The sequence below is a fragment of the Variovorax sp. AC103 genome (assembly GCF_979254005.1).
This window is the reverse complement of sequence record NZ_CEEDFC010000004.1, coordinates 400,005-406,415: the sequence shown is the minus strand read 5'-3', so window position 1 is coordinate 406,415 and position 6,411 is coordinate 400,005. Positions and strand designations below refer to the sequence as shown.

General features: G+C 67.5%; 7 protein-coding genes. 5 read left to right on the top strand and 2 right to left on the bottom strand.

The genetic code is table 11. The features are described 5' to 3' along the window. Window positions 1-1,379 (top strand): alpha/beta hydrolase family protein (locus AC0IYU_RS08615; RefSeq protein WP_472115209.1); only part of this gene is annotated, 1,379 nt, incomplete at its 5' end. A gap of 56 nt (window positions 1,380-1,435) precedes the next feature. Here the strand turns inward: AC0IYU_RS08615 and AC0IYU_RS08610 are convergent. Beyond that, window positions 1,436-2,926 carry a sensor histidine kinase gene (locus AC0IYU_RS08610; protein ID WP_472115206.1) on the bottom strand — a complete coding sequence of 497 codons (1,491 nt, stop codon included), beginning with the start codon at window positions 2,924-2,926 and terminating at the stop codon, window positions 1,436-1,438. Further along, complete coding sequence (locus AC0IYU_RS08605; RefSeq protein ID WP_435438211.1) at window positions 2,923-3,648, bottom strand: response regulator transcription factor; 726 nt, start codon at window positions 3,646-3,648, stop codon at window positions 2,923-2,925. Before AC0IYU_RS08605 ends, AC0IYU_RS08610 begins: the two co-directional genes overlap by 4 nt. Window positions 3,649-3,745: 97 nt before the next feature. Here AC0IYU_RS08605 and AC0IYU_RS08600 point away from each other — a divergent pair, with 97 nt between their 5' ends. From AC0IYU_RS08600 to msrA, 4 genes are all read left to right on the top strand, one after another. Next, window positions 3,746-4,396 carry a cytochrome b/b6 domain-containing protein gene (locus AC0IYU_RS08600; RefSeq protein ID WP_435483833.1) on the top strand — a complete coding sequence of 217 codons (651 nt, stop codon included), beginning with the start codon at window positions 3,746-3,748 and terminating at the stop codon, window positions 4,394-4,396. Between the two features lie 22 nt (window positions 4,397-4,418). Beyond that, window positions 4,419-5,210, top strand: coding sequence for a molybdopterin-binding protein (locus tag AC0IYU_RS08595; RefSeq protein ID WP_435483834.1), 792 nt, complete (start codon window positions 4,419-4,421; stop codon window positions 5,208-5,210). Window positions 5,211-5,319: 109 nt separating this feature from the next. Beyond that, entirely contained in the window at window positions 5,320-5,586 is a 267-nt protein-coding gene (locus AC0IYU_RS08590; RefSeq protein ID WP_472115203.1) for a pentapeptide MXKDX repeat protein, read from the top strand. 99 nt (window positions 5,587-5,685) lie between these two features. Further along, on the top strand, window positions 5,686-6,387 hold the full coding sequence (gene msrA, locus AC0IYU_RS08585; protein WP_472115201.1) for a peptide-methionine (S)-S-oxide reductase MsrA: 702 nt from the start codon (window positions 5,686-5,688) through the stop codon (window positions 6,385-6,387). Window positions 6,388-6,411: the final 24 nt, after the last annotated feature.

The following is a 6,411-nucleotide window of genomic DNA, read 5'->3' as shown; positions in this document are numbered from 1 at the left end:
CCCCGGCACCGGCCCCCGAAGAAACCCGCCTGCAGGACAGCCGCACGTCCTTCGCTCCCGCGGACCCCACGGCCACCACCTTCGCCGCGCTGGCCGCCGACGCCAGCGACACGGTCGTCAACAGCACCACCAGCCGCTGGGCCGGCATGCTCGGCGGGGCGCAATACCACGTCGAGGTGCCCGCCAACTGGAACGGCGAGCTGGTGATGTATGCGCACGGCTACGCCGGGGAAGGCAACGTGCTGAGCGTTTCGGAACCGTCGATCCGCCGCTACCTGATCCAGAACGGCTACGCCTGGGCGGCCTCCAGCTACAGCAAGAACTACTACGACGTGCGTGTCGGCGTGGAAGACACCAACGCGCTGGCGCTGCAGTTCACCGCCATCGCCAAGGCCAACGGCCGCAACCTGGCCCCGCCGTCGAAGACCTTCATCACCGGCCACTCGATGGGCGGCCACATCACGGCGGCCGCCATCGAGGACGAGGCCTACGCCACCGCCAACCACAAGGTGAAGTACAACGGCGCGGTGCCGATGTGCGGCGTGGTGGGCGACACCGAGCTGTTCGACTACTTCGCGGGCGCGCAGGTGGCGGCCCAGGCGCTGGCGAGCCTGCCGAAGTACCCCACCCCCAACTGGGCCGACATTGCCGCGCAGGTCGGCGCACGGCTGTTCACCAACTTCACCACCTCGCCGCCCGACATCAGCACCACGGCGACCGGCGCCAAGTACGCCTCGGTGATCCAGAACCTCACGGGCGGCCCGCGCCCGATGTTCGACCTCGGCTTCAAGTCGGGCGGCTCCTTCGCCGCCGTGTGGGGCGTGTTCGGCAGCGACGGCACGGTCACCGGCATCCTGAACAAGAACACGCTGGACACGAACCGCTTCACCTACACCATCGACGCCGACGTGCCGGGAACCAATGCGCTGAATGCCTCGGTGCTCAAGCTCACGGCGGCGACGGACGCGAACCGACTGCGCACCGACGGCCTGCGCTGGATTCCCAAGGCCAACGGCGAGTTCAGGATTCCGGTGGTCACGCTGCACACCCTGGGCGACCTGTACGTGCCCTTCAGCATGGAGCAGATCTACAACAGGCGCGTGGCTGCCAAGGGCAACAGCCAATGGCTGGTGCAGCGCGCGGTGCGCGGCATCACGCATTGCGACTTCACGGTGAAGGAACAGGTCGAGGCCTTCGACGCGATGATCCAGTGGGAGCGCAACCCAACGGTGAAGCCGGCCGGCGACGACGTGCTCACGCCGGCCACGGTGGCCGACGTGCGCTACGGCTGCACGTTCACGCGCCCGCTCGGCACGGTCGACGAAAGCCCGACGAGCTCGGCAACGCGCCCGGGCGCGGCGGCCGCGCGCCCCTGCTGAATCGGGGCGTTGGCGACTGGCACGCGAGCGGGGCCTGACGAAAGCCCGGGGCCGGCTCAGGCCCCCGCCGCACCGCCCAGCTGAAAGCGGAACACCGCGCCCTTGTCCGGCTGCTGCACCAGCCGGATGTCGCTGCCGTGCAGCTGCAGGATGCGCTTGACGATCACCAGGCCCAGCCCGCCGCTGCTGGCGCTGTCGGTGCGCGAGCCGCTCATGAACACGGGGCGCATGAACAGCGCCTTCTGCAGATCGCCGGGAATGCCAGGCCCCGTGTCGCTCACCTGCACCGCGACGCCCGCGTTCTCCTGGCGCAGCTGCACCACGATCTCGCCGCCCGCGGGCGTGTGGCGGATCGCGTTGTCCAGCAGGTTGGTCAGCACGCGCTCGATCATGCCGAGGTCGGCCGACACCACCGGCAGGCCGGGTGCGATGTCGGGCTTCAGGCGCTGGCGGCGTGCCTCGGCCGCCAGCTCGAACTTCTGGAACACGTCCTGCACGAGGTCGGCCAGCGCAAAGTTCTCCTTCTCGGGCTTGACCACGCCGTATTCGAGCCGCGCCAGCTCGAACACTTCCTGCGCCAGGCGGCCGACCTTGCGGCTCTGGCCCAGCGCAATTTCGAGGTAGCGCCGGCGCTCCGCCTCGTCCAGCGTGCCGGCCTTCAGCAGCAGCGTCTCCAGGTAGCCGTGCAACGAGGTGAGCGGCGTGCGCAGGTCGTGGGAAATGTTGGCGAACAGCTCGCGGCGCTGCTGGTCCTGCAGCGTGAGCTCGCGCCATTGCTCGGCGATGCGCCGCGTCATCTGCGTGAAGGCCTGGCCGAGTTGCGCGATCTCGTCGGTGCCTTGCGACAGGCGCTCCAGCGTGGGCGTTGCGCTCTCGAGCGACGCAATGCCCTCGGCCTCGAAGCGCTTCACCGCCGAGGTCAGTTCGCGCAGCGGGCGCGTGATGAGCCGGAACGCCGCCAGGCCGGCGAGCAGTCCGAGCAGCGCCACCAGGCCCGTCGACCAGAGCATGGTGCGCAGCACGTTGTCGGCGGCCGCGTTGGCCACCAGCACGTCGAGGTCTTCGCCCTGCAGCACCACGTACACATAGCCGGCGTCGCGCCCGCCCATGCGCAGCGGCGCCACGCTGAACACCTTCGAGCCGCCGACGCTGCGCGGGTCGTCGCCCGCGATGGGCAGCGGCGCCCCGGCCAGCAAGCGGCGAATCGGCGCCAATGCGACGCTCTCGCGCTTCAGGTGACCCGCCGGGGCGGCCTGCGCCTCGATGCGGCCGTCCGGCGCCAGCACGTACACCTCGACGCTGGGGTTGACGGCCATGAGCTTGTCGAACAGGTCCTTCACCGCCGCCTGGTCGAGCCCGCCGGGCTTCATCAGTTCGGTGTTCTCTGCGATGTGGGCCGCCAGGCCGCTCGACAGGCGCTGGATCACTTCCTGCTCGTGCAGGCCGCTGGAGCGCACCTGCAGCCACACCGACGCGCCGCAGCACACCAGCAGCAGCACCGCGAACACGGCCGAGAGCCTGCGCGAGAGCGTGGCCCAGGCGTTCACGACACGTCCTCCGCGCTGCCGGTGGCCGAGAGCTTGTAGCCCCGCCCCCACACCGTGAGGATGCGCCGCGGCTCGGCAGGGTCGGCCTCGACCTTGGTGCGCAGCCGGTTGATGTGCGTGTTCACCGTGTGCTCGTAGCCGTCGTGCTGGTAGCCCCAGACCTGGTTGAGCAGGTCGAGCCGCGAGAACACCTTGCCGGGGTTGCGCGCAAAGAAGAACAGCAGGTCGAACTCGCGCGGCGTGAGCTCGATGGGCTTGCCGTCCAGGCGCACCTCGCGCGCCAGCGGGTCGATGTCCAGGTTGCCCAGCGTGAGGCTGCCCGACTCCATGCGCGCATTGCGCGCCAGCGCGTCGGTGCGCCGCAGCAGCGCCTTCACGCGCGCCACCAGTTCCAGCACCGAGAAGGGCTTGGCCAGGTAGTCGTCCGCGCCCAGCTCCAGCCCCAGGATGCGGTGCACCTCGCTCGAGCGGGCGCTGATGATGATGATCGGCGTGTAGCGCGTCATGGCGCGGGCGCGGCGGCAGATCTCGAGCCCGTCGACGCCGGGCAGCATCAGGTCGAGCACCAGTGCGTCCCAGTTGCCGCGCTCCAGCTCGCGCAGGCCGGCGTGGCCGTCGGCGGCGTGCTCCACCGCATAGCCCTCGTCGCGCAGGTGCATGCGAAGCAGTTCGGCGATGTGGGCGTCGTCCTCGACGATCAGCACGCGTTTGGCGGTGTCCATGGGGCCGATTGTCCTGCGATACGGCTTGGGGAGTTATCACGATTAATTGAACTTTGCGTGATGAATCGGCCATGGGGTGCGCCCAACAATCCGCTCCATGAACAGCACAGCCATCGCCCCTCCTGCCGCACCGGCGGACGCACGGCCCATCCACCCGCTGTGGATGCGCATCACCCACTGGCTCAATGCACTGGCCGTGGTGATCCTGGTGACCAGCGGCTGGCGCATCTACGACGCGGCGCCGTTCTTCCCGTTCACCATCCCCACCGTGATCACCCTCGGCGGCTGGCTCGGCGGTGCGCTGCAGTGGCACTTTGCGGCGATGTGGCTGCTGGTGTTCAACGGCTTCGTGTACCTGGCGGTGAACATCGCCAGCGGCCGGCTGGCCCGCAAGTTCTTCCCGGTGACGCCGCGCGGCGTGCTGCACGACGCGCTGGCCGCGCTCAAGGGCAAGCTCTCGCACGCCGACCCGCGCCGCTACAACAACGTGCAGAAACTGGCCTACCTGTTCGTGATGCTCGACCTGGTCGTCATCGTGCTGTCGGGGCTGGTGCTGTGGAAGTCGGTGCAATTCGCGGTGCTGCGCGACCTGCTGGGCGGCTACGAATTCGCACGCCGCATCCACTTCTTCGCGATGGCGGCCATCGTGGCCTTTGTCGTCGTCCACCTCGTGATGGTGGCGCTGGTGCCACGCACGCTGCTCACCATGCTGCGCGGCCGCACGTCACAGCACCTGCCCAAGGCCTGAACCCCGCCCCCGGACCCGTCTCATGAAAATCTTCAAAGCCCCCACCCTCGCAGGCGTCGACGGTGATGCCGTGGTCCGCGAAGCCCGCACGCTGATCGCCAGGAAGCTCGACCAGCCCGCGCGCCGCGCCTTCCTGCAGCGATCGTTGACGCTCGGCGGCCTGTCGCTGCTGACAGGCTGCAGCATCAGCGACAACACCCAGGTCGAGGCCGCGCTGACGAAGATCTCGCGCTTCAACGACAAGGTGCAGGGGCTGATCTTCAGCCCCACCCAACTGGCACCGACCTACACCGAAGCCGAGATCACCCGCCCCTTCCCTTTCAACGCCTACTACGGCGAAGACGAAGTGCGCGAAGTGGACGAAGCCAGCTACAAGCTCGAAGTGACCGGCATGGTGGCCGACAAGCATGCCTGGACGCTGGCCGAGTTGCGCGCCATGCCGCAGCACGACCAGATCACCCGGCACATCTGCGTGGAAGGCTGGAGCGCCATCGGCAAATGGGGCGGCGTGCGCTTTGCCGACTTTCTGCGCCACATCGGCGCCGACACCACCGCGAAGTACGTGGGCTTCAAGTGCGCCGACGACTACTACACCAGCATCGACATGCCCACCGCGCTGCACCCGCAGACGCTGCTCACGCTGACCTACGACGGCCAGCCCTTGCCGCCCAAGTACGGCTTTCCGATGAAGCTGCGCATGCCGACCAAGCTTGGCTACAAGAACCCGAAGCACATCAAGGCGATGTTCGTCACCAACACCTACACAGGTGGCTACTGGGAAGACCAGGGCTACAACTGGTTCGGAGGGAGCTGAGGGGCTTTCACAGCCGCTCGACTGCCGAAGAAAGCACGAGGCCGAGTTCAGTGTCACTGTAACCAGGCCGATCTTTGAAACGAAATCCAAACACTACCAAGGACTCTCAATGAACAAGCTCACCGCAACCCTGCTCGCAACCTGCATGGCCTTTGCCGGCGCCTCGGCCTTCGCCGCGGACGAAATGGCCAAGGACGGCATGGCCAAGGACTCGATGTCCAAGGACGGCATGAAGAAGGATTCGATGGCGAAGGACTCCATGTCGAAGGACGCCATGAAGAAGGACTCCATGGCCAAGGATTCGATGTCCAAGGACTCGATGGGCAAGGACGCCATGAAGAAAGACGGCATGGGCAAGGACGAGATGAAGAAGTAAGCGCCCTTCCGACCGCTGCAAAACGCCATTGACGCCCGGCAGATTCGGCGTCAATGTCGTAAGAACCCGCTTTCCACTGCCCTCCCAAGGAACTCTCCCATGAAATCCATCGCACTCACTGCCGGCACGCTGGCCGCCGCCGCCCTGGTATGGCACGCGGTGCCCTCGTTTGCCGAGACCGCCCGCCGCGTGCCCGCCCCCACCGCCGACCTGACGGCACCGGCCACCGCCAGGACCGAGACCGCCGTGTTCGCAGGCGGCTGCTTCTGGGGCGTGCAGGGCGTGTTCCAGCGCGTCAAGGGCGTGAGCAACGCCGTGTCGGGCTACGCCGGCGGCGACGCCAAGACGGCGCGCTACGACGAAGTGGGCTCGGGCCGCACCGGTCATGCCGAATCGGTGCGCATCACCTACGACCCGCAGCAGGTCAGCTACGGCAAGCTGCTGCAGATCTATTTCTCGGTGGCGCACGACCCCACCGAGCTGAACCGCCAGGGCCCCGACAGCGGCACGCAGTACCGCTCCACCGTGTTCGCCGAGAACGCCGAGCAGGCCCGCATCGCCAAGGACTACATCGCGCAGCTCAACCAGGCCAAGACCTTCGGCAAGCCCCTGGCGACCACCATCGAAATGGCCAAGCCCTTCTATGCGGCCGAGGACTACCACCAGGACTACCTCACGCTGCACCCGAGCCAGCCCTACATCGCGATCAACGACATGCCCAAGATCGACGACCTGAAGAAGCTGTTCCCGGAGAACTACAAGGCGACGCCTTCGCTGGTGAAGGCGGCCAAGGCAGGTTGACCGACCGGCAGGCCCGGCAGGTCT

Bases quoted from the DNA above. Each gene is read 5' to 3' on its own strand.
- AC0IYU_RS08605 (WP_435438211.1), bottom strand. From the start codon at position 3,648: ATGGACACCGCCAAACGCGTGCTGATCGTCGAGGACGACGCCCACATC.
- AC0IYU_RS08600 (WP_435483833.1), top strand. From the start codon at position 3,746: ATGAACAGCACAGCCATCGCCCCTCCTGCCGCACCGGCGGACGCACGG.
- AC0IYU_RS08595 (WP_435483834.1), top strand. From the start codon at position 4,419: ATGAAAATCTTCAAAGCCCCCACCCTCGCAGGCGTCGACGGTGATGCC.
- AC0IYU_RS08590 (WP_472115203.1), top strand. From the start codon at position 5,320: ATGAACAAGCTCACCGCAACCCTGCTCGCAACCTGCATGGCCTTTGCC.
- msrA (WP_472115201.1), top strand. From the start codon at position 5,686: ATGAAATCCATCGCACTCACTGCCGGCACGCTGGCCGCCGCCGCCCTG.